The sequence below is a fragment of the Streptomyces sp. NPDC031049 genome (genome assembly GCF_055571015.1).
In genome coordinates this window covers 1-20287 of sequence record NZ_JBVIGC010000020.1, presented here as the reverse complement: position 1 = coordinate 20287, position 20287 = coordinate 1, and the positions used below count along the sequence as shown (strand labels likewise).

Here is a 20287-nt window from a genome sequence, read left to right as displayed (position 1 = left end):
CACGCCGGCCGTGCCACCCTTGACCCATGCCCGAAGGAGACACGGTCTGGCAGGCCGCACAGCGGCTGCACGGCGCCCTGGCGGGCAAGGTGCTGACCCGCAGCGACTTCCGTGTGCCCCAGTACGCCACGGTGGACCTCACCGGTCGCACGGTCCACGACGTCATCGCGCGCGGCAAGCACCTCCTCACCCGTATCGGCGGCGGAGTGACGCTCCACACGCACCTGCGGATGGACGGCTCCTGGAAGGTCTTCGAACCCGGCCGGCGCTGGAGCGGCGGCCCCGCCCATCAGATCCGGGTGGTCCTGGGCACCGCCGACCGCACTGCCGTCGGGTACCGCCTCCCGGTCCTGGAGCTGCTGCGCACCTCCGACGAGGAGCGCGTCGTCGGCCATCTCGGCCCCGACCTGCTGGGCCCGGACTGGGACCCCGAGCGGGCGCTGGCCAACCTCCTCGCCGACCCCGCCCGTCCGCTCGGCGAGGCCCTGCTCGACCAGCGCAACCTCGCCGGCGTCGGCAACGTGTACAAGTCCGAGCTGTGCTTCCTGCTCGGCGTCACTCCCTGGCTCCCCGTCGGCGACCTGCCGGCCGAGCGGGCGACGGCACTGCCCGGCCTCGCCAAGCGGCTCCTGGAGGCCAACCGCGACCGCCCCGACCGCAACACCACCGGCCGGCGTGCGCCCGGCCTGTTCGTGTACGGCCGGGCGCCGCGCCCCTGTCTGCGCTGCGGCACGTCCGTCCGGGTCGCGGACCAGGGCGACGGTTCCCGCGACCGCCCGACGTACTGGTGCCCGGACTGCCAGCCGGGCCCGGCACCGGCGCCCGCCCGAGGACACGGCTCCCGCCCGGCCTAGTCGACCCCCGGCACCTGGTCGCGAACCCGCCCGCCGTCACGACCGGCCCCGCCCGCCGTCACATGGCCCCATCAGCCCCATCAGCCCCACCGGCCCCCGCCGGAAGCCCGCCACCCCGCCGCACGTGCCACATCCGCCACGCCCGCCGCCACCGCCCCGCCGCCAGCGCCCCCTGCGCCCGCCCCTTCGGCACACAGTGCACCGGCAGCAGGCTCAGCCCCCAGCCCCCGGCCGCGACCGCCCCCTCCACCGCCCCGGCGCCGGGCACCAGCGCCAGCCGGAGCACGGCCCACCACCACAGCGCACCCGCCCCCACCAAGGCCCCCCAGCGCGCTATCCGCCCCGGGCGCACGGGGCTCAGCCGTTCTCGGCCTGGAACATCCAATGGTGCTTCTCGAGGTCCGCCGTGACCTGGATGAAGATGTCCTGACTCACGGGGTCGGGCTCTCCGGTCGCCTCGATCCGCTCACGCATGCGCGCGATCACCGCACCCAGCGCGTCCACGATCGCGCCCACGGCCGTGTCGTCGTCGACCCAGCCCTCGGGCGTGACACCGATCCCGCTGCCGACGGCCACCGTCGCCGCTCGTCCGTCCGGCGGTACACCCAGGGCGGCGGCGCGCTCCGCAACGGTGTCGGAGTGCGTCCGCGCGGTGCCCACGACCTCGTCGAGCTGAAGATGCACGGAACGGAAGCGTGGCCCGACCACGTTCCAGTGGATCTGCTTCGCGACGAGCGCGAGGTCCACCAGATCGACGAGCGCGCCCTGCAGGGCCTCGGAAACGGTCTGCAGGTTCGCGTCGGACAACGGGCTCTTCACGACGTACATCCGCAACCTCCGTCGAGTACCCCCCGCCATGTCCCTCCACGATGACCGCAGCCCCCGGGACCGGCAAACGCACGGGCATGCGAAAACCCCGACCGCACTCCTCCGGTCCACCGGAGAAGCCCCGGCCGGGGCCTGTCACATCTTCTCGCGCCTCACCGGCGCCCACGCGCCCCGCAGGCGCGCGGCAGTCAGGCGGCGACGACGTCCACCGCTTCGGCGGGCGCCTTGATGGTCACCCGTTCCGGTGGCACGCCGGTCACCGAGACGGAGCCCAGCATCGGACGAACCGGCGTGGGCACGGATTCGCTGGGGGTGGCCGCAGCAGACTCGGCCAGCTCGGCGAGGGCGAGCTCGTCGCTCACTTCCCGCATGAGCTCGGACATCCGTACGTCCAGCGCGTCGCAGATCGCGGAGAGCAGCTCGGAGGAAGCCTCCTTCTGCCCCCGCTCCACCTCGGAGAGATAGCCGAGCGAGACTCGGGCGGACGAGGAGACTTCGCGCAGAGTACGGCCCTGGCGCTGGCGCTGCCGACGCAGCACGTCACCCAGCAGGCGACGGAGCAGAATCATCGGTGGCTCCCTCCTCGGACCGCGTAACCGCATCCTTCTCGCCCCACCGTACCGCCTCGCGCCGCGGCCGTGCGGGGAGCGATGTCGTGTTCACTCAGGGCTGCAAACATCAAAACCCCCCGTTCCGTTCCGTATCCTGTGCCCGCTCATTCCCAGTCTGTTCGCCCGCAAGCTCCTTCAGGAGCAGTGCGAGTACGCTCCGTACACTCTCCATACGAATGTCCGCGCGGCTGCCGTTCAACCGCAACGCCTCCACTTTTCCGCCAGGGGCGGAACCCGATGCCGCTCCCCCGGGCCCGTCCACGGCCACGAAGACCGTCCCGACCGGCTGTCCGTCCTGCGGATCGGGGCCGGCGACGCCCGTTGTCGCAAGGCCCCAGTCGGCGCCCAGCGCCTTCCGTACACCGACCGCCATCTGGGCGGCGACCTGCGGGTTCACCGCGCCGTGTGCCGCCAGCAGACGGGAGTCGACACCGAGCAGCCGATGCTTGAGCTCCGTGGCGTAGGCGGTCACGGAGCCGCGGAAGACCTTGGAGGCGCCGGGCACCGAGGTGATCTCGGCAGCGACCAGGCCACCGGTCAGCGACTCGGCGACCGCCAGGGTCTTGCCCTTCACCGACAGTAGCCGCACCACGTCGGCGGCCGGGGAACTCAAGCGTCCGTCTCCTTCAACACCGCCCTGCGCTCGGCGATTCCCCGCCGGCGCAGCACAATGGCCTGTTTCACGTAGTCCAGCCCCGTCACCACGGTCAGGACGACGGCGAGCGCCATCACCCAGAAGCGCAGGGTCGCCAGCGGACCGGTGAGCGCCAGCACGTACATGCCCACCGCCACGCCCTGGGTGAGCGTCTTGAGCTTGCCGCCCCGGCTCGCGGGGATGACGCCGTACCGGATGACCACGAAGCGCAGCAGGGTGATGCCCAGCTCCCGGCCGAGGATGACGGCCGTCACCCACCACGGCAGGTCGCCCAGCACCGACAGACAGATCAGAGCCGCACCCATGATCGCCTTGTCGGCGATGGGGTCGGCGATCTTGCCGAAGTCGGTGACCAGGTTGTAGGCGCGCGCCAGGTGGCCGTCGAAGAGGTCGGTGATCATGGCGATGGCGAACGCCGCCCAGGCGAACGAGCGCCATGCCGGGTCGTACCCGCCGTTGCCGAGCATGAGCGCGACGAACGCCGGGACGAGGATCAGCCGGAGCATCGTCAGGAGGTTGGCGACGTTCCAGACGCTGGCCTGGTCGACGGCGGCGGCAGCGATCTTGCCGCCCCGCGCGGGCTTCACCCCGCCCGTCGCCTCGGCCTGCGCCCCGGCAGCGCCCCCGGCGCCCCGTCCGGCCCGCTGCTGACCGCCGCTGCCGTCCTGCGCCGCCTCGGTACCCGGCCCGCCGGCCACGTCCCGGCCGCCGGCACCGCGAGCGGCGGTGTCCCGGGCCACGGCACCGCGCGCGGAGCCGGCGCGCTCGGTGCCGTCCCCGGCCCCGCGCCCGGTCCGGCCCGGCTCGGCCCCGCTGCCGGTGGCCCCGCGCTCGGCGCGGCCCGAAGCACTGCGCTCCGCCGCCCCGTGCGCGGTCGCCCCGGATGCCACGCGCGGGACGGCCCTCCGCGCGCCGGAGGAGCCTCCCGCTGCGGACGCCGGTACTCCGGTCATCTGCCCGCCTCCTCGGTCCACGCGAGCGAGCCCCGCAGCGGCTCGGCCACCAGGTCGACACCTTCCGTACCGACCACCTTCGCGTCGACCATACGACCGACACTCAAACCCTCGCCGCTCGTGAGCAGCACCTGGCCGTCCGTCTCGGGGGCCTGGTGGGCCGCCCGGCCGTACACGCCCTCGGCGTCGTCGACGGACTCGACCAGGACGCGCACGGTGGAACCCACGCGCTCCTCGGCCCGCTGCGAGACGAGTTCCTCGGCCAGCCGCGAGACACGTGCCAGCCGCTCGGCGACGACGTCCTCGTCGAGCTTGCCGTCGTAGCCGGCGGCCTCCGTGCCCTCCTCGTCGGAGTAGCCGAAGACGCCGATGGCGTCCAGCCGCGCGTGGTTCAGGAACCGCTCCAGCTCGGCGAGGTCGGCCTCGGACTCGCCGGGGAAGCCGACGATGAAATTGGAGCGCACACCGGCCTCGGGCGCCTTGCCGCGGATGGTGTCGAGCAGCTCCAGGAAGCGGTCGGTGTCGCCGAAGCGGCGCATCGCGCGCAGGACGTCCGGAGCGGAGTGCTGGAAGGACAGGTCGAAGTAGGGGGCGACCTTCGGCGTCGACGTCAGCACGTCGATCAGGCCGGGGCGCATCTCGGCGGGCTGGAGGTAGCTGACGCGGACCCGCTCGATGCCGTCGACCTCGGCCAGCTCGGGCAGCAGCGACTCCAGGAGGCGGATGTCGCCGAGGTCCTTGCCGTAGGAGGTGTTGTTCTCGGAGACCAGCATGATCTCCTTGACGCCCTGCTCGGCCAGCCACCGGGTCTCGTTCAGCACGTCGCTGGGGCGGCGGGAGATGAAGGAGCCGCGGAAGGAGGGGATGGCGCAGAAGGAGCAGCGCCGGTCGCAGCCGGAGGCGAGCTTCACGGAGGCGACCGGGGAGCCGTCCAGCCGGCGGCGCAGCGGCGCGCGCGGCCCGGAGGCCGGGGCGACGCCTTCCGGAAGGTCCTCGGGCTGCCCGCCGCCGTCCTCGGCCGTGGCCGGGCCGTGCCCGGGCAGGGCGACGGAGGAGCCGGCCTCCTGCCGCTCGGCGGGGCTGATCGGCAGCAGCTTGCGCCGGTCGCGCGGGGTGTGGGCGGCGTGGATGCCGCCGCTGAGGATGGTCTGGAGCCGGTCGGAGATGTCCGCGTAGTCGTCGAAGCCGAGCACGCCGTCGGCCTCGGGCAGGGCCTCGGCGAGTTCCTTGCCGTACCGCTCGGCCATGCAGCCCACCGCCACCACGGCCTGCGTTCTGCCGTGGCTCTTGAGGTCGTTGGCCTCCAGGAGTGCGTCGACGGAGTCCTTCTTGGCGGCCTCGACGAAGCCGCACGTGTTCACGACGGCGACGTCCGCGTCCTCGGCGTCCTCCACGAGCTGCCAGCCGTCCGCCTCCAAACGGCCTGCGAGCTCCTCCGAGTCCACCTCGTTACGGGCGCAGCCAAGGGTGACGAGTGCGACGGTGCGGCGTTCAGGCATGGGCTCAAGACTACTTCGTCCCACCGACAGCCCACGTCGACGGGGTTGGCCGATCTTGGCCAACCCCGTACTGACTCGTCCCTTCGGGCCGTCCTTATCCGACCTGCGGGTCGCCCTTGGTGTAGGTGAGCCGCTCCACGGCGCCCGGCTCGAAGTCGTCGATCTTCTTGCCGTTGACGTGCAGCTGGACGTCGCCCGCGTCGCCGAGGACGAGGCTGATCTTGGAGTCGTCCTGGAAGGTCTTGCTCTGGCCCTGCTTGAGCAGGCCGTCGTAGAGCAGCCGGCCGTTGTGGTCCTTGGCGGAGATCCAGCTGCCGTCGCCGGTGGCGCTCACCTGGACGGTCACCTTGTCCCGCGGCGCGGCGGCGATGGCGCTGTCGGTGGGGTCCGGCTTGGGGTCGGCGGGCTTCTTCGGCTTGGCGCTCGGCGAGGACGACTCGCTCGCCGACGGCACGGCTCCCTCGGCGACGCTCGCCTCGGAGCCACCGTCGTCGCCCCCCTTGACCACGGTGAAGCCGACGAAACCGATCACGGCGACGATCGCGGCGACCATCGCGGCGGTCCAGTTCGGGCCGCGCCGCTCGGGGCGGATGCGCTCCGCCTCGAACAGGGGCGCGGCCGGGGTCGGTGCCGGACGCCCGCCGTGCTCGGCTTCGTACTGTTCGATCAGCGGGGCGGGGTCGAGGTGGACGGCCCTGGCCAGGGTGCGGATGTGCCCACGGGCGTAGACGTCTCCGCCGCAGGGTCCGAAGTCGTCGGCCTCGATGGCGTGCACGATGGCGATGCGGACGCGGGTGGCGCTGCTGATGTCGTCGACGGTCAACCCGGCGGCGATGCGGGCCTGCTGGAGGGCACGGCCGATGGAGGGGCGGGCTTCCTCGGAAACGTCTTCGGACACGTTGTCGAACGGACGCTCGTCTTCAGGGGAGTTGCCGATGGACACGGGGGCGCCTTTCGAGCGTGTAGCCGCCTGTGCTGGACGTTCAGTCTAGGGGGGGTACGAATGGGTGGGGCAACCGGGCGGTCCGACCTTTACGCCATCGGTATGGCCCGACACGCCGATGGTGGACTACCTGTTTGTCTCTTCCCTCAACTTGACGTACGGGCCGGGGAAACGGTTGCTCAATGATCCCTAACGGGTGGGTCACGACGGCGACACGGCCGCCGCGCATCCGCCACCCGGCGAGACGATCACCGCCGCCGGCTCCCCTACCCTTCAGACTCCCCCCGGATCACCGCGAGCACGCCATCCAGCTCGTCAGGCTTCACAAGAACGTCACGAGCCTTCGAGCCCTCGCTGGGCCCGACGATGTTCCGGGACTCCATGAGGTCCATCAGCCGGCCGGCCTTGGCGAAGCCGACGCGCAGCTTGCGCTGGAGCATGGACGTCGACCCGAACTGGGTGGAGACGACCAGCTCGGCGGCCTGGCACAGCAGGTCGAGGTCGTCGCCGATGTCCTCGTCGATCTCCTTCTTCTGCTTGGTGCCCACGACGACGTCGTCCCGGAAGACGGGCGCCATCTGGTCCTTGCAGTGCCGGACGACGGCCGCGACCTCCTCCTCGGTCACGAACGCGCCCTGCATGCGCGTCGGCTTGTTCGCGCCCATCGGCAGGAACAGCCCGTCGCCCTTGCCGATCAGCTTCTCGGCGCCGGGCTGGTCGAGGATGACGCGGGAGTCGGCGAGCGAGGAAGTGGCGAACGCCAGCCGCGAGGGCACGTTGGCCTTGATCAGGCCGGTGACCACGTCGACCGACGGCCGCTGCGTGGCGAGGACCAGGTGGATGCCGGCCGCGCGCGCGAGCTGCGTGATGCGCACGATCGCATCCTCGACGTCCCGCGGGGCGACCATCATCAGGTCGGCCAGCTCGTCGACGATCACCAGCAGATACGGGTACGGCTGGAGTTCGCGCTCGCTGCCCTCGGGCGGCTTGACCTTGCCCTCGCGCACCGCGCGGTTGAAGTCGTCGATGTGCCGGTAGCCGTAGGCGGCGAGGTCGTCGTAGCGCAGGTCCATCTCGCGCACGACCCACTGGAGCGCCTCGGCGGCCCGCTTGGGGTTGGTGATGATCGGCGTGATCAGGTGCGGGATGCCCTCGTAGACGGTCAGCTCGACGCGCTTGGGGTCGACCAGGATCATCCGGACGTCCTCCGGGGTCGCCCGCATCATGATCGACGTGATCAGGCAGTTGATGCAGGACGACTTGCCGGATCCGGTGGCGCCGGCGACCAGCATGTGCGGCATCTTCGCCAGCGAGTGCATGACGTAGCCGCCCTCGACGTCCTTGCCGAAGGCGACCAGCATCGGGTCGTCGTCCTCGGCGGACTCCGCGAGCCGCAGCACGTCGCCGAGGTTGACCATCTCCCGGTCGGTGTTGGGGATCTCGATGCCGACCGCGGACTTGCCGGGGATCGGGCTGATGATCCGCACGTCCGGGCTGGCGACGGCGTACGCGATGTTCTTGGTCAGCGCGGTGATCCGCTCGACCTTCACGGCGGGACCGAGTTCCACCTCGTAGCGCGTGACCGTCGGGCCGCGGGTGAAGCCGGTGACCCGGGCGTCGACCTTGAACTCGGTGAAGACGGTGGTCAGCGACTCCACGACGGCGTCGTTCGCGGCGCTGCGCGCCTTGCCGGGGCCCCCGCGCGTGAGGAGGTCCAGGGAGGGCAGGGCGTAGGTGATGTCGCCGGAGAGCTGGAGCTGCTCGGCGCGCGGCGGCAGCTCGCGTTCCTGGGCCGGCGGGGACTTGGTGAGGTCGGGGACCGCGCCGGAGGGGTGCTCCCGCGGTTCCTGCTCGGCGTCCTGCTTGCGCTTGCCCGGCTGCGGTCGCGCCGCCGGCACGGGTGTCGGGGTCGGTGTCGTCGGCTCGCGGTCCCCGGTCTGCACGCCCTGAGTGAGGTCGGCGACCAGGGGCGACGGCGGCATTCCGTGCAGGACGGCACCGTCGAGCGCGGCGGCGGCAGCGGCGGCGACGTCCACGGCGTCCAGCGGACGGTCCGGCTCGGGCTGCGGGACGGCGGAGCGCCGGGGCCGGCCGCGGCGCCGGCTGAGGGCCTCCTGCTCGGCGCCGTCGGGGTCGTAGGCCTCGGGAGCCGGGGCACCGCGCCTGCGGGAGCGGGCGGGCAGCGCCTCGCGCCACTGCTCCTCGTAGCGCTGGTCGTCCTCGCTGAACTCCTCGGCCGCCGGGTCGGCGAGCAGGCCGAGCCGCACGCCGAGCTGCCGCAGCCGCTGCGGGACGGCGTTGACCGGCGTGGCGGTGACGACCAGCAGCCCGAAGACCGTGAGCAGCACCAGCAGCGGCACCGCGAGGACGTCGGTCATGGTGTACGACAGCGGGGTCGCCGCCGCCCAGCCGATGAGGCCGCCGGCGTCCCTTATGCCCTGCATGCCGTCGCCGCGGGCGGGTGAGCCGCAGGCGATGTGGACCTGACCGAGCACGCCGATGACGAGCGCGGACAGACCGATCACGATCCGCCCGTTGGCCTCGGGCTTCTCCGGGTGCCGGATGAACCGCACGGCGATGACCGCGACCAGGATCGGCACGAGCAGGTCCAGCCGGCCGAAGGCGCCGGTGACGAGGATCTCGACCAGGTCGCCGACGGGACCCTTCAGGTCGGCCCAGGTGCCGGCGGCGACGATCAGCGCGACGGCGAGCAGCAGCAGGGCGACGCCGTCCTTGCGGTGGGCCGGGTCGAGGTTCTTGGCGCCCTGCCCTATGCCGCGGAACACGGCGCCGACGGCGTGCGCCAGACCCAGCCAGAGGGCGCGCACGAGGCGGTAGACGCCGCCGGTGGGGTTGGGCGCCGGTTTGGGCACGGGCTTCTTCGCGGCCTTCTTGGCGGGCGCCTTCTTGGCCGGGGCTTTTTTCGCAGCGGCCTTCTTCGCCGGAGCCTTCGCGGGAGCAGCCGCCTTCCTGGCGGGCTGCTTCTTGGCTGCGGAGGGACGTGAGGCCATGGGTGTGAGGTTACCGGGGGAGACGACGGCGGACACGTGTGCCCACTGCTTCACCCGTTCGTGTCGTCCCCCGGTGGGACGGGAACTGACGCGTGCGTCAGGCCCGCTGACGGGATTTCACCGGCACGCGGGCCCCGATCGTGCCGGCGGCCTCAGTTGACCGCGGGCTGTCCTCCGGAGGAGCCGGGCTCCAGGGCGTCCAGGGCCCGCCGCAACCCCGTGAGCTTGCGCTCCAGATGGGCCGCCGTGGCCACCGCCGCGGCGTCCGTGGAGTCGTCGCCCAGCTGTTTGGACAGCGCCTCGGCCTGCTCCTCGACGGCCGCCAGCCGCGCCGACAGTTCGGCGAGCAGACCGGCCGACTCCTTGGCCTCGCCGGCCGCGGGCTTGTCGCCGCCGCCCTCCAACTGGAGCCGCAGCAGCGCGGCCTGCTCCCGCAGCTGGCAGTTCTTCATGTAGAGCTCGACGAAGACCGAGACCTTGGCGCGCAGCACCCACGGGTCGAACGGCTTGGAGATGTAGTCCACCGCGCCCGCCGCGTACCCGCGGAAGGTGTGGTGCGGGCCGTGGTTGATCGCCGTGAGGAAGATGATCGGGATGTCCCTGGTCCGCTCCCGCCGCTTGATGTGGGCGGCGGTCTCGAAACCGTCCATGCCCGGCATCTGCACATCCAGCAGGATGACCGCGAAGTCGTCCGTGAGCAGTGCTTTGAGCGCTTCCTCCCCGGACGATGCCCGCACCAGCGTCTGATCGAGCGCAGAGAGGATCGCCTCCAGCGCCAGCAGATTCTCCGGCCGGTCATCGACCAGGAGGATCTTGGCCTTCTGCACCATGGCCCGCCCTCCTCGCCCCGGCGTGGGGCCTCCCCTGTCCGCAGGACTCGGAGCGGCGCCGGTGGGGGCCGCCCCGGGGGACGACTCCCTTGCGCCGCCCGTCCTTGTGCCGGTCATCGTAGCCGCACCCCGCTCGTCGCCACACCCTGTCACCGCGATGTCACTGTGCACGTAGCGGAAACGCAGCGGGAGACCAGAAGGTTCCCCGATGTGCGCCCCGCTACACGGCTTCGGGCACACGCAATCGGCAACTCCGCGTGTGCACCACGGGTTCCCGATCCGTCCGCACCCACCAGGTTCGCACGTCCCCGAACCGTACCGCTCACGCCCCCTGCATCCACTGCTCCATCACCGTCAGCAGGTGGTCGGGGTCGACCGGCTTGGTGACGTAGTCGGAGGCACCCGACTCGATCGCCTTCTCCCGGTCGCCCTTCATCGCCTTCGCGGTCAGCGCGATGATCGGCAGCCCGGCGAACTGCGGCATCCGGCGGATCGCCGTGGTCGTCGCGTACCCGTCCATCTCGGGCATCATGATGTCCATCAGGACGACCGCCACGTCCTCGTGCTGCTCCAGCACCTCGATCCCCTCGCGCCCGTTCTCGGCGTACAGCACGGACAGGCCGTGCTGTTCCAGGACGCTGGTGAGCGCGAAGACGTTGCGGATGTCGTCGTCGACGATCAGCACCTTCTGGCCCCCGAAGCGGATGCCTCGGCCGGCCCTCGGCGCCGCCTCCTGCTCCGCGGCGGACGGCCACTGCTCCGGCACCGCCGGCCGCGGCTCGCCCTGCCCCAGCTCCTTGCGGCGCCGGCGGAACAGCGCGGCGGCGCCGTTCTGGGTCTCCTGGTACGACTTCACCTCGGGCGGCGTCTCGGCCGCCACCTCCGGCTCCTCGGCCGTCTCGGCCCCGGCGGCGGACGCGACCAGGGCGCCCGGCTCCAGCGGGCTCACCGGCTGGACGTAGCCGTGCGGGGGCAGCTCGGTCGGGTGCAGCGGCAGGTACAGCGTGAACGTCGAGCCGCGGCCCGGCTCGCTCTGCGCGTGGATCTCGCCGCCGAGCAGCTGCGCGATCTCCCGGGAGATGGACAGCCCCAGGCCCGTGCCGCCGTACTTGCGGCTGGTGGTGCCGTCGGCCTGCTTGAACGCCTCGAAGATCACCCGCATCTTGCTGGCCGCGATCCCGATGCCGGTGTCGGTCACCGAGAACGCGATCAGCTCCGCGTCCGGGTCGGTCAGCGAACCGGCCTCCAGCAGCTGCTCCCGGATGCCCTGCGGGACGTCGTCCCGGGCGGGCCGGATGACCAGCTCGACCGATCCGGAGTCGGTGAACTTCACCGCGTTGGACAGCAGGTTCCGCAGCACCTGGAGCAGCCGCTGCTCGTCGGTGTGGAGCGTGGCCGGCAGCTCCGGCGAGACCCGTACCGACAGGTCCAGGCCCTTCTCCGCGGTCAGCGGCCGGAACGTGGCCTCCACGTAGTCCACGAGCTGCACGAGCGCGATGCGGGTCGGGGAGACGTCCATCTTGCCCGCCTCGACCTTCGACAGGTCGAGGATGTCGTTGATCAGCTGGAGCAGGTCGGAGCCCGCGCCGTGAATGGTCTCGGCGAACTCGACCTGCTTCGGGGAGAGGTTCCCCTCGGCGTTGTCGGCGAGCAACTTGGCCAGAATCAGCAGCGAGTTGAGCGGCGTGCGCAGCTCGTGCGACATGTTGGCCAGGAACTCGCTCTTGTAGCGCATGGAGACCGCGAGCTGCTCGGCGCGCTCCTCCAGGACCTGCCGGGCCTCCTCGATCTCGGTGTTCTTCACCTCGATGTCGCGGTTCTGCTGGGCGAGCAGCTCGGCCTTCTCCTCCAGCTCGGCGTTGGACGCCTGGAGGGCCTTCTGCCGCTGCTCCAGCTCCTCCGACCGCTCCCGCAGCTGCTCGGTGAGCTCCTGCGACTGCTTCAGCAGCACCTCGGTCTTGGTGTTGACGGAGATGGTGTTGACGCTGGTCGCGATCATCTCCGCGATCTGGTTGAGGAAGTCCTTCTGGATCTGCGTGAACGGGGTGAACGACGCCAGCTCGATGACGCCGAGCACCTTCCCCTCGAACAGCACCGGCAGGACGATCACCTGGGCGGGCGGGGCCTCCCCGAGCCCGGAGGAGATCTTCAGGTAGCCGCTGGGCGCGTTCTCCACGAGGATCGTGCGCTTCTCCTGCGCGGCCGTGCCGACCAGCGCCTCACCGGGCCGGAACGACGTCGGCATGGAGCCCATGGAGTAGCCGTACGACCCGAGCATGCGCAGTTCGTACTGGTCCTCCCCGGTGTTGGCGATCTCCTGGCCGTCGACCAGCGGCATGGCGAGGAAGAACGCGCCGTGCTGCGCGGAGACCACCGGGGTCAGCTCGCTCATGATCAGCGAGGCCACGTCCTGGAGGTCACGGCGGCCCTGCATCAGCGCGGAGATCCGCGCGAGGTTGCCCTTGAGCCAGTCCTGCTCCTTGTTGGCGATGGTGGTGTCGCGCAGGTTGGCGATCATCTTGTTGATGTAGTCCTGAAGCTCCTGGATCTCCCCGGAGGCGTCCACGTCGATCTTCAGGTTGAGGTCGCCGCGGGTCACCGCGGTCGCCACGCGCGCGATGGCGCGCACCTGCCGGGTGAGGTTCCCGGCCATCTCGTTCACGGACTCCGTCAGGTCCCGCCAGGTGCCGTCGACGTCACGCACGCGTGCCTGCCCGCCGAGCTGCCCCTCGGTGCCCACCTCGCGGGCGACGCGGGTGACCTCCTCGGCGAAGGAGGACAGCTGGTCGACCATGGTGTTGATGGTCGTCTTCAGCTCCAGGATCTCGCCGCGCGCGTCGATGTCGATCTTCTTGGTCAGGTCGCCCTTGGCGATCGCGGTGGTGACCATGGCGATGTTGCGCACCTGACCGGTCAGGTTGGACGCCATCTGGTTCACCGACTCGGTGAGGTCCTTCCACGTGCCGGCCACACCGGGCACGTGCGCCTGGCCGCCCAGGATGCCGTCCGTGCCCACCTCGCGGGCCACCTTGGTGACCTGGTCGGCGAACGAACTGAGCGTCTTCACCATGGTGTTGAACGTCTCGGCGAGCTGCGCGACCTCGCCGCGCGCCTCGATCGTCACCGTCCGCGTCAGGTCGCCGTTGGCGACGGCTGCGGCCACCTGGGAGATGTTCCGCACCTGGACGGTGAGGTTCTTCGCCATCAGGTTGACGTTGTCGCTGAGATCCTTCCAGATGCCGACCACACCGGGCACGTGCGCCTGGCCGCCCAGGATGCCCTCGGTGCCCACCTCGCGCGCCACGCGCGTGACCTGCTCGGCGAACGACGACAGCTGGTCGACCATCGTGTTCACGGTCGTGACGAGTTCGAGGATCTCGCCCTTGGCGTCGACGGTGATCTTCTTCGACAGGTCGCCCTTGGCGACGGCGGTCGTGACCTCGGCGATGTTCCGCACCTGCATGGTGAGGTTGTTCGCCATGCCGTTCACCGACTGGGTGAGGTCCTTCCAGGTGCCGGAGACGCCCTGCACCTCGGCCTGGCCGCCGAGGATGCCCTCGGTGCCCACCTCGCGGGCCACGCGCGTGACCTCCTGGGCGAACGACGACAGCTGGTCCACCATCGTGTTCAGGGTGTTCTTCAGCTCCAGGATCTCCCCGCGGGCGTCCACGGTGATCTTCTGGGACAGGTCACCGCGCGCCACCGCGGTCGCGACCTGCGCGATGTTGCGCACCTGGGCGGTGAGGTTGCCGGCCATGCCGTTCACCGAGTCGGTCAGATCGCGCCACACACCGGCGACGCCGGGCACCTGCGCCTGGCCGCCGAGGCGGCCCTCGGTGCCCACCTCGCGGGCCACGCGCGTGACCTGCTCGGCGAAGGACGACAGCTGGTCCACCATCGTGTTGATGGTGTTCTTCAGCTCGAGGATCTCCCCGCGCGCGTCCACGTCGATCTTCTGGGACAGGTCACCGCGCGCGACGGCCGTCGTCACCTGGGCGATGTTGCGGACCTGACCCGTCAGGTTGGACGCCATGGAGTTGACGGAGTCCGTCAGCTCCTTCCAGGTGCCCGAGACGCCGTCCACGCGGGCCTGACCGCCGAGGCGGCCCTCGGTGCCCACGTCCCGGGCCATCCGCGTCACTTGGTCGGCGAAGGAGGACAGCTGGTCCACCATGGTGTTCACGGTGTTCTTCAGCTGGAGCATCTCGCCGGAGACGTCGACGGTGACCTTCTGCGACAGATCCCCGTTGGCCACCGCCGTCGTCACCTGGGCGATGTTCCTCACCTGTCCGGTGAGGTTGCGGAAGGCGGTGTTGACCGAGTCGGTGAGGTCCTTCCAGGTCCCCGCCGCCCCGGGCACCTGGGCCTGGCCGCCCAGCTCTCCCTCGACACCGACCTCCCGCGCCACGCGCGTGACCTCGGCACCGAAGGCGGACAGCTGGTCCACCATCGTGTTGACGGTGTTCTTCAGCTCCAGCATCTCGCCGGCCACGTCCACGGTGACCTTCTGCGACAGGTCGCCGTTGGCCACCGCCGTCGTCACCGCGGCGATGTCGCGCACCTGCGTGGTCAGGTTCCGGAAGACGGTGTTGACGGAGTCGGTGAGGTCCTTCCACGTCCCGGCGGCACCCGGCACGTTCGCCTGGCCGCCGAGCCGCCCCTCGGCGCCGACCTCGTTCGCCACGCGCGTGACCTCGTCCGCGAAGATCCGCAGCGTCTCGGTCATCTGGTTGATGGTGTCGGCGAGCTGCGCGACCTCGCCGCGCGCGGGCACGGTCACCTTCCGCGACAGGTCACCGTTGGCGACCGCGGTGGTCACCTCGGCGATGCCGCGCACCTGGGCGGTGAGGTTTCCGGCCATCGTGTTGACGGAGTCGGTCAGCTCCTTCCACACGCCGGCCACCCCGGGCACCTGGGCCTGACCGCCGAGCGCGCCCTCGGTGCCGACCTCACGTGCGACCCGCGTCACCTCGGAGGAGAACGCCGAGAGCTGGTCGACCATCGTGTTGACGGTGTTCTTCAGCTCCAGCATCTCGCCGGCCACGTGCACCGTGACCTTGCGCGACAGATCGCCCTTGGCGACGGCCGTCGTCACCAGCGCGATGTCCCGGACCTGCGCGGTCAGCCGGTAGGCCATCGTGTTGACGGAGTCCGTGAGGTCCTTCCACGAACCCGACATGCCCCGCACCCGGGCCTGCCCGCCCAGCTTGCCCTCGGTGCCCACCTCGCTGGCCACGCGCGTGACCTCGTCGGTGAACGTCGACAACTGGTCGACCAGGTTGTTCACGGTGCGGGCGACCTTCAGGAACTCGCCTCGCAGCGGATGTCCGGCGCCCTCCGGCGCCAGCGTCCGCAGCTCCATCCGCGGCGACAGATCACCGTCCGCCACCGCCGACAGCACCCGGCTCACCTCGGAGACGGGCCGTACGAGATCGTCGACCAGCGCGTTGGAGTTGTCGATCGCGGTCGCCCAGGAGCCCTCGCAGGCACCCGTCTCCAGCCGTTCCGTGAGTTTTCCCTCACGGCCGACCATGCGCCGCACCCGCGCCAGCTCACCCGTCAGATGCAGATTGCGGTCGGCCACCTCGTTGAACACGGCCGCGATCTCCGACATCACGCCGTCGCCGGACACCGTGAGCCGCTTGCGGAAGTTCCCGTCCCGCATGGACACCAGAGCCGCCAGCAGCCGGTTCAGGGCCGCGGTGTCCACCTCGGTGGTCCCGCCCCGACCGGCCCCACCTCGCGGTTTGCCCTGATTGTTCGGTTTGCCCTGGTTGCTTGGGGACTGTCCGCCCTTCGCGCGCGTCTTCGTGCCCCGCGTCGCTGCGCCAGACTCCACTTGTCCCTCCCGCAGGGATCGACCGTCACTGCAGTGACCGGGTATCACCGCTCGGCGTACCGGTTACTACCGCGTATTTCCTGTACTACTGTGCTTTTCCGCCCGGCCCGCCGGGCCGCTCCCGGGCTGCTGCCCGTCGTACGCGGTCGACACTCAGCCTGCCCGGACCTTCCCGGAAAGCCTGCCCAGTGTTTCACCCCGGCCGAACCAGGCCATAACAGTTCGGCAGCTTCGCACATCGTCCGCACACCCTCCGGGCGGAAACACTGCAGACCGGCATCCGCATGGACGGCGAAGGTAAGTAACCTTGCATGCGGCTGTCCAGCCGCGCCGGTCCGTCCGGCCTGGGCGGTGGCACGGAGACGAGCGGGCATCGGAGGGGCGGCCGGACAGATGACGACCGGACTGATCCCGGGGGGACAGCCCCCGGAGCCCACGCCGACGGGCGGCCTGCCGCAGCAGCGGCGCGACCCGGTCGGCCTGGAGACCGTGCACACAGAGAGAGGATCGAGGAGCCCTGTGATCACCGCGCGCGCGGCCGCCAGCTTCGAGCCCGTCGGGCGGTCGGTGGCGAGCGCCCGCTCCTTCGTCCGCGACACCCTCCAGGGCTGGGGCTACGCCGACATCGTCGACGACGCCGTGGTGCTCACCAGCGAGCTGGTCACCAACGCCGTGGTGCATGCCGGCACCTCCGCCGACGTCGTCTGTCTGCGCAGCGACGAAGGCGTGCGGATCGAGGTGGCCGACCGCTACCCCGAGCGCGAGGTCCCGCTCCAGGGGTCGCCCGCCACCATGGGCAGCCCCGACCGCGAGGGCGGCCGGGGACTTCAGCTGTGCGCGGCGCTGGCCGGCCGCTGGGGCGTCGAGTACACCCCGACCCACAAGACCGTCTGGTTCCACCTCGACCTCCCCGAGCGCCCCGTCGGCACCCGTGCCGCCGGCCCCTCCCTCCCGGCCGACCTGCTCCCGCTCGCCGACGGCCGGGTCCGCGTCGCCGTCGTCCAGATCGACCGCACCGGCGCCATCACGGCGTGGAGCGAGGACGCCGAGGAACTCTTCGGCTACCCGGCCGAGCAGGTCACCGGCAAACCGCTGACCGACCTGGCGGCCTGGCCGCACACCCCGGGCACCAGCACCGGCATCGCCGAGGCGCTCCAGCTCTCCCGCTGGGAGGGCAGCTACGGCATCCGCGGCGCCAACGGCCGCGTCACCCCGGTCTACGCCTCCCACCTCAGGGTCCGCGACACCGGCGGCGAGCCGTCCACGGTGTGTCTCCTGGTCCGGGACCACGAGCGCGCGGTCCTGCAGACTCCGCTGCGCGTCCCCGCGTCCGACACCGCCGCGTCCTCCGAGGGCCAGAGCACCGACCCCTTCGAGGTCTTCATCGGCTCCCCCGCCCCGGACGACCTCGACGGCCTCCTCCAGCGCACGGTGGAACGCGCCCGCGACATGCTCGACGCGGACGCCGCCTTCCTGCTCCTGGCCACCGACGACGAGACCGAGCTGGAGGTCCGCGCCTCCACCGGGCTGCCCTCCGCCCGGCAGCGCTTCGCCCGCGTCCCCGTCGAGGCCGGCCCCGGCCGCTACGGCTCCGCCCGCATGCCGGCCGTCCACGAGGACCTCACGGTCGTCCCTGGCGCCGTCCCCCTGCTGAACGGCACGGGCATGCGCTCGGTCGTCACGGTCCCGCTCAAGGTGGAGGGCCGTCTCACCGGCTCCCTCGGCGTCGCCGCGGAGGCCCCCGGCCGCTACTCCAACGAGGAGGCGCTGCGCCTTCAGTTCGCGGCCGACCGCATCGCCCTGGCCGTCGAGTCGGCCCGCCTCGGCGAGCTGGAGCGGCTGCGCCGCGGCTCGCTCAGTTTCCTGGTCGAGGCCTCCGACCTCCTGGCCGGCACCCTCGACCGCGACCAGACCCTGGCCCTGATGGCCCAGATGACCGTCCCGACCCTGGCCACCTGGTGCGCCGTCTACACCATCGCCGACCAGGCCTCCGAGCCGTATCTCTCCTACGTCCTGCACGAGGACGAGGAACTCATCGACGGCATCAAGTCCCTGCTGTCGAAGATGCCGCCGCCCGACCCGGTGCCCACCCCGGGCGCCCGCGTCTGGAACGCGCCCAGTGAGGTCGCCCACCAGGCGGCGCTGCGCTCCTCGATGCGCAGCCTCGGCCTCAGCGGCGGCCCCACCCACCGGGTGACGCCGGGCATCGGCCCGACGCTGGCCACGGCCTCCGCCGTCGGCGGCGAGACGGTGGTCCTCCCCCTCGTCGCCCGCAACCGCGTCATCGGCATGCTGACGCTGGGCAAGCCCACCGACGAGCACTTCCGCCAGGAGATCCTGGAACTGGCCGAGGATCTGTCCCGCCGGGCCGCCCTGGCCCTGGACAACGCCCGCCTGTACTCGGAGCGCACGGCCATCAGCCAGTCCCTCCAGCGCAGTCTCCTGCCGCCCGAACTCCCGCAGATCGAGGGCGTGGAGGTCGAGGTCATCTACCGCGCGGCCGGCGAGGGCAACGAGGTCGGCGGCGACTTCTACGACGTCTTCCCCATCAGCGACGGCGCCTACGGCTTCGCCATCGGCGACGTCTGCGGTACGGGCCCGAACGCGGCGGCGGTCACGGGCCTGGCCCGGCACGCCCTGCGCCTGCTGGCCCGCGAGGGTCTCAGCGGCCCGGCGGTCCTGGAGCGCCTGAACTCCGCGATCCTCGACGAGGGAGCCCGCAGCCGCTTCCTCACGCTCCTGTACGGCGAGATGCGCCCCCAGGGGGACGGCAGCGCGGAACTGAAGGTGGTCTGCGCCGGCCATCCCCTCCCGCTGCGCCTCCGGCAGGACGGCACCGTGGAACCGGCCGCGGAGCCCCAGCCGCTCCTCGGCGTCATCGACGATCTGGAGCTGTACGAGGAGACGGTCACGCTCGACCCGGGTGACGTCCTGCTGTGCGTCACGGACGGCGTCACCGAACGCCGCGAGGGTTCCCGCATGTTGGGCGACGACGGCCTCGCCGACGTCCTCACGACGTGCACGGGCCTCACCGCGGGCGCGGTGGCGGCACGGATCATGCGCGCGGTGGAGCGCTTCGCGTCGGACGCCCCGTCGGACGACATGGCGATCCTGGCGATGCGGGTCCCGGAGCCGCACCAGGACTAGCCGCCGGCGCGCGGCCTGTCGGTGCGCGACCCGGCGGTGCGCGACCTGCGCACCCGGGCACGACAAAGGCCCCGCCCGATGGGCGGGGCCTTTTGGCTGGAGCCCCCAAACGGAATCGAACCGTTGACCTTCTCCTTACCATGGAGACGCTCTGCCGACTGAGCTATAGGGGCCTGTCGCCTCTTCGGGGTTTCCCCCGCGGCAACGGAATAGATCATACCCCGAACAGAGCCGTGCTCCTAACCAGCCGTCCGTCACACCGCCGGTTGCAGAAGTCCGCCGAGGGCGTTGCAGGCCGCGACGATGCGCTGCATGTCCCGCTTGGTCAACGTGGCCTCCACCGGCAGCGCGAGCGTCTCCTCGGCGGCGCGCTCCGTCTCCGGCAGCGCCACGCACCGCCGGAACTCCGGCAGTCGGTGCACCGGCGTCTTCACCGGCACCTGGCAGGCGACGCCCCGGCTGCGCACGGCCCGAGCGAACGCGTCCCGGTCCGGCCTTCCGTTCCCGGGCACGCGCACCACGTACTGCTCATAGGTGTGCCCGGCCCCACCGTCCGGTGTGCGCACCCCGCGCAGCTTCGCGTCGAGGTAGGCGGCCCGCTGCCGCCGCTGTGCCATCTCGTCGAGCGCGGCCTCGGACTCACGTTCCTGCAACACCAGCAGCCCGTGCCGCTCACCTATGTCGAGCAGCCGCGGCATGTCCGCCGGCCGACCGAAGCGGTGTACGGCGACCACGGCGGCAGTACGGGGGCCGATGGCGGCCTCCACGGCGGACGGATCGAGGCAGTACGTGACCGGGTCTATGTCGGCGAACGCCGGAAGCGCCCCGGCCTGGGCGACGGCTTCGGCGACCTCCACGTTCCCGAAGGCCGACACGATGACCTCGTCCCCGACCCCGACGCCGGCGGCCCTCAGCATGGCTGCAGTACCCATGGTGTGGATGGTGGTTGCGGAACGTGAACGCCAAGTGACAAGCAACAAAAAAGGGTTGGACCCGGAACAGAAGTTCCGGGTCCAACCCTTTCAAGAATTGTTCGGCGGCGTCCTACTCTCCCACAGGGTCCCCCCTGCAGTACCATCGGCGCTGTAAGGCTTAGCTTCCGGGTTCGGAATGTAAC

Annotated in this window: 12 protein-coding genes, 1 tRNA gene and 1 rRNA gene; 2 read left to right on the top strand and 12 right to left on the bottom strand. The window is 71.3% G+C overall.

What is annotated here, in order from left to right; translation table 11 throughout:
• Positions 1–26 precede the first annotated feature (26 nt).
• The gene (locus tag ACZ45Q_RS28125) at positions 27–854 is read left to right on the top strand and encodes an Fpg/Nei family DNA glycosylase (protein WP_468266338.1); all 828 of its coding nucleotides are present in this window, start codon (positions 27–29) and stop codon (positions 852–854) included.
• A 357-nt stretch (positions 855–1211) separates the two neighbouring features.
• Here ACZ45Q_RS28125 and ACZ45Q_RS28120 read toward each other — a convergent pair whose 3' ends face one another.
• The 9 genes from ACZ45Q_RS28120 to ACZ45Q_RS28080 form a co-directional block, all read right to left on the bottom strand.
• Complete coding sequence (locus ACZ45Q_RS28120) at positions 1212–1682, bottom strand: Dps family protein (protein WP_468266336.1); 471 nt, start codon at positions 1680–1682, stop codon at positions 1212–1214.
• Between the two features lie 188 nt (positions 1683–1870).
• Positions 1871–2251, bottom strand: a complete 381-nt coding sequence (locus tag ACZ45Q_RS28115; protein WP_468266334.1) for a helix-turn-helix domain-containing protein — start codon at positions 2249–2251, stop codon at positions 1871–1873.
• A 109-nt stretch (positions 2252–2360) separates the two neighbouring features.
• Positions 2361–2906, bottom strand: a complete 546-nt coding sequence (locus tag ACZ45Q_RS28110; protein WP_468266332.1) for a CinA family protein — start codon at positions 2904–2906, stop codon at positions 2361–2363.
• Positions 2903–3901: a CDP-diacylglycerol--glycerol-3-phosphate 3-phosphatidyltransferase gene (gene pgsA, locus ACZ45Q_RS28105; protein WP_468266330.1), complete on the bottom strand. Its 999-nt coding sequence runs from the start codon at positions 3899–3901 to the stop codon at positions 2903–2905. The genes ACZ45Q_RS28110 and pgsA overlap by 4 nt, the downstream gene beginning before the upstream one ends.
• Positions 3898–5400 carry a 30S ribosomal protein S12 methylthiotransferase RimO gene (rimO, locus tag ACZ45Q_RS28100; protein WP_468266328.1) on the bottom strand — a complete coding sequence of 501 codons (1503 nt, stop codon included), beginning with the start codon at positions 5398–5400 and terminating at the stop codon, positions 3898–3900. The genes pgsA and rimO overlap by 4 nt, the downstream gene beginning before the upstream one ends.
• 94 nt (positions 5401–5494) lie before the next feature.
• The gene (locus ACZ45Q_RS28095; protein ID WP_468266326.1) at positions 5495–6343 is read right to left on the bottom strand and encodes a helix-turn-helix domain-containing protein; all 849 of its coding nucleotides are present in this window, start codon (positions 6341–6343) and stop codon (positions 5495–5497) included.
• A gap of 266 nt (positions 6344–6609) precedes the next feature.
• Positions 6610–9354 (bottom strand): DNA translocase FtsK, encoded by a 2745-nt coding sequence (locus ACZ45Q_RS28090; RefSeq protein ID WP_468266324.1) that lies wholly within the window; start codon positions 9352–9354, stop codon positions 6610–6612.
• 152 nt (positions 9355–9506) lie between these two features.
• Positions 9507–10184: a response regulator gene (locus ACZ45Q_RS28085; protein WP_468266322.1), complete on the bottom strand. Its 678-nt coding sequence runs from the start codon at positions 10182–10184 to the stop codon at positions 9507–9509.
• Between the two features lie 322 nt (positions 10185–10506).
• A complete protein-coding gene (locus ACZ45Q_RS28080; RefSeq protein WP_468266320.1) occupies positions 10507–16023 on the bottom strand; it encodes a HAMP domain-containing protein in 5517 nt (1838 codons plus the stop codon).
• Positions 16024–16416: 393 nt separating this feature from the next.
• Between ACZ45Q_RS28080 and ACZ45Q_RS28075 the strand changes: the two genes are divergently transcribed.
• Positions 16417–19170, top strand: a complete 2754-nt coding sequence (locus tag ACZ45Q_RS28075; RefSeq protein ID WP_468266318.1) for a SpoIIE family protein phosphatase — start codon at positions 16417–16419, stop codon at positions 19168–19170.
• 97 nt (positions 19171–19267) lie between these two features.
• Here the strand turns inward: ACZ45Q_RS28075 and ACZ45Q_RS28070 are convergent.
• The 3 genes from ACZ45Q_RS28070 to rrf form a co-directional block, all read right to left on the bottom strand.
• Positions 19268–19343 (bottom strand) — tRNA-Thr (locus ACZ45Q_RS28070).
• 81 nt (positions 19344–19424) lie between these two features.
• The gene (locus tag ACZ45Q_RS28065) at positions 19425–20087 is read right to left on the bottom strand and encodes a DegT/DnrJ/EryC1/StrS family aminotransferase (protein WP_468266529.1); all 663 of its coding nucleotides are present in this window, start codon (positions 20085–20087) and stop codon (positions 19425–19427) included.
• 114 nt (positions 20088–20201) lie between these two features.
• A 5S ribosomal RNA gene (gene rrf / locus ACZ45Q_RS28060) occupies positions 20202–20287 on the bottom strand; the annotation flags it as partial.

Excerpts from the sequence above, each read along its gene's own strand:
- ACZ45Q_RS28125 (WP_468266338.1), top strand. The coding sequence starts at position 27 with ATGCCCGAAGGAGACACGGTCTGGCAGGCCGCACAGCGGCTGCACGGC.
- ACZ45Q_RS28120 (WP_468266336.1), bottom strand. The coding sequence starts at position 1,682 with ATGTACGTCGTGAAGAGCCCGTTGTCCGACGCGAACCTGCAGACCGTT.
- ACZ45Q_RS28115 (WP_468266334.1), bottom strand. The coding sequence starts at position 2,251 with ATGATTCTGCTCCGTCGCCTGCTGGGTGACGTGCTGCGTCGGCAGCGC.
- pgsA (WP_468266330.1), bottom strand. The coding sequence starts at position 3,901 with ATGACCGGAGTACCGGCGTCCGCAGCGGGAGGCTCCTCCGGCGCGCGG.
- rimO (WP_468266328.1), bottom strand. The coding sequence starts at position 5,400 with ATGCCTGAACGCCGCACCGTCGCACTCGTCACCCTTGGCTGCGCCCGT.
- ACZ45Q_RS28090 (WP_468266324.1), bottom strand. The coding sequence starts at position 9,354 with ATGGCCTCACGTCCCTCCGCAGCCAAGAAGCAGCCCGCCAGGAAGGCG.
- ACZ45Q_RS28085 (WP_468266322.1), bottom strand. The coding sequence starts at position 10,184 with ATGGTGCAGAAGGCCAAGATCCTCCTGGTCGATGACCGGCCGGAGAAT.
- ACZ45Q_RS28075 (WP_468266318.1), top strand. The coding sequence starts at position 16,417 with ATGACGACCGGACTGATCCCGGGGGGACAGCCCCCGGAGCCCACGCCG.
- ACZ45Q_RS28065 (WP_468266529.1), bottom strand. The coding sequence starts at position 20,087 with ATGCTGAGGGCCGCCGGCGTCGGGGTCGGGGACGAGGTCATCGTGTCG.